The organism is Saccharomonospora iraqiensis subsp. paurometabolica YIM 90007 (genome assembly GCF_000231035.2).
Classification (GTDB): Bacteria; Actinomycetota; Actinomycetes; order Mycobacteriales; family Pseudonocardiaceae; genus Saccharomonospora; species Saccharomonospora paurometabolica.
In genome coordinates this window covers 2,532-4,915 of record NZ_KI912212.1, presented here as the reverse complement: position 1 = coordinate 4,915, position 2,384 = coordinate 2,532, and the positions used below count along the sequence as shown (strand labels likewise).

General features: G+C 75.1%; 1 protein-coding gene. It reads right to left on the bottom strand.

Annotation, left to right across the window (positions count from 1 at the left end):
- Positions 1–168: 168 nt before the first annotated feature.
- The coding region (locus SACPADRAFT_RS25615; protein WP_007027299.1) for a SulP family inorganic anion transporter at positions 169–2,384 on the bottom strand (2,216 nt) is incomplete at its 5' end.

Sequence of the window (2,384 nt, the reverse complement as noted above, 5' to 3'; positions counted from 1 at the left end):
GCGCCGCCAGCGCGGCGACGGCCGCGGTCACCACGGTCTTGCCCACACCGGTCGAGGTTCCGGAGATCACCAGCACGGTCACGGCACGACACTAGTACCGGCCGGTGTCCCGTCCCGCGCCGACCCCGGCGGTGGTGGCCGGTCGCCGGGGGGTGCCGCCCCGCCGGCTCACCCGGCCGGTACCCCGGCGGAGACGAACTCCCCGGTGTCCGGATCGAGCAGACAGACGCGGGCCCGGCCCACGTCGACGTACATCCCGGTCAGGCGCAGCGCGCCCCGGCTCTCGGCCGCGCGCACCAGCGGGTCGGCCCGCAGGTGGTCGAGCTGTTGCAGGACGTTGTGCAGGGCGAGCGCATCCACCGTCGAATCGGGTGCCCGGCCGTCCACCGGGACCGTGCCGCCCGCGCGCAGCCTGCGCAGACTGGCGTGCCCGTGGACGAGCCACCCCGACAGGGCGGGCAGTTCCGTGCTGTCCCCGTCGAGCAGGGCGGTCATCGCCGCACACGACGAGTGCCCGCACACCACGATCTCCCGGACACCGAGCACCGCCACGGCGTACTCGACCGCGGCACCGACGGACCCGTCGTCGGGGCACGCCGGTCGCCCCGCGGCGTCCCCGGCCGCGTCCCCGGACCTGTCCCCGGCACCGGCCGGGACGAAGTTGCCGACGTTGCGGACCGTGAACAGGTCCCCGGGCCCGCTGGTGGTGAGCACGTTCGGCACGAGCCGGGCGTCGCTGCACGTGAGGAACAGGGTGTGCGGGCGGGTACCGGTGGCGAGCCGGTTCAGCGTCGGGCGCAGGAGCGGTGCGGTGCGCCGGTGGAACTCGGAGGCACCCCGGTGGACCGGGCCGTGCCGCTGCCCGGGGACGGACCCGGGTCCGTCGTCGTCCGCGTGCTCCCGGGCCATCCACTCGGACCACGGCGCCAGCCAGCGCGGCACCGGCCGCGTGGCCTCCTGCCTGCGCACCGTCGGCGCGTGGGTCTTGCCGCGGCCGTACCAGGGGTGCCCGATCTCGTCGACCACGACCGTCCCGCCGCCGCGTTCGTACGCGTGCTGCCACCCGGACAGGCACTCGAACGCCGCGTGGTCGAGGTAGTCCACGACGAGCTCGAGCCGGACGGGACGGCCCCCGGGGACGGTGGCCAGCACGGACGACAGCCTCGGCACGGACAGGAACGTCAGCACACCCTCGACCACGACGCGGTACGCCCCACCCTGCCCGACGACGTGGATCCCGGACCACATCGTGCGCCGCAGCGTCAGCAGCACCGACAGCCCGACCCCGACGAGCACCCCGGTGAGCAGATCGGCGACGACGACCCCGAGCAACGTCACCGTGTACAGCGGCAGGTCGCCGTGGCCCCGCACCCGGCGGAGGGTGTGCACGTCGATCAGCTTCACGCCGACGTGCACCAGCAGCCCGGCCAGTGCCGCGAGCGGGATGCTCCGGACGAGCCCGGCGAAGGCGACGGTGAACAGCAGCACCCAGACCCCGTGCAGCACGGCGGAGGCGCGGGAGCGCGCACCCGCCGCGACGTTCGTCGAACTGCGCACGATCACGCCGGTCACCGGCAGCCCGCCCAGCGCGCCCGAGGTCATGTTGGCGGTGCCCTGGCCGACGAGCTCGCGGTTGAGGTCGGCCCGCGCCCCGGTGTGCATCCGGTCCACGGCCACCGCGGACAGCAGCGACTCGACACTCGCGATCAGCGCCACGGTGAGCACCGCGACACCGAAGGCGAACCACCTGCCGTCCGCGGGGGCGAGCGGCACGAATCCGAGGGTGAGGACCTCCGTGGGCAGCTCGACCGTGCCGACCGGCATGCCCGTGGCCGTGGCCAGCAGCGTGACCAGGGTGATCGCGGCCAGCGGGCCGGGGATCCGGGACACCGGCGGCGGCAGCCGGGGCCAGATGAGCAGCACGGTCACGGTCAGCAGGCCGACGAGCGCGGCGGCGTCGTGGGCCGACGCGACCTGCCCCGGCAGGGCCACGAGGTTGGCCACCGCGGAACTGGCCGGCTCCCCGCCGAGCACGATGTGCAGTTGGCCGAGCACCAGGGTGACCCCGATCCCGGCGAGCATCCCGTGCACGATCGCGGGGGCGATTGCCAGCGCCGCCCGCGCGACGCGGCTCAACCCCAGCAGCACCTGCACGGCCCCGGCGGCCACGGTGATCGCGCAGGTGATCGCCCAGCCGAACTGGTCGATGATCCCCGCCATCACCACGGTCAGCCCCGCGGCGGGCCCGCTGACCTGGAGGACCGACCCGCCCACCGCCCCCGCGACGATCCCGCCGACGATCGCGGCGACGATGCCGGCCGCGACCGGGGCACCGGAGGCGAGCGCGATGCCCAGGGAGAGCGGGACCGCGACGAGGAAGACGA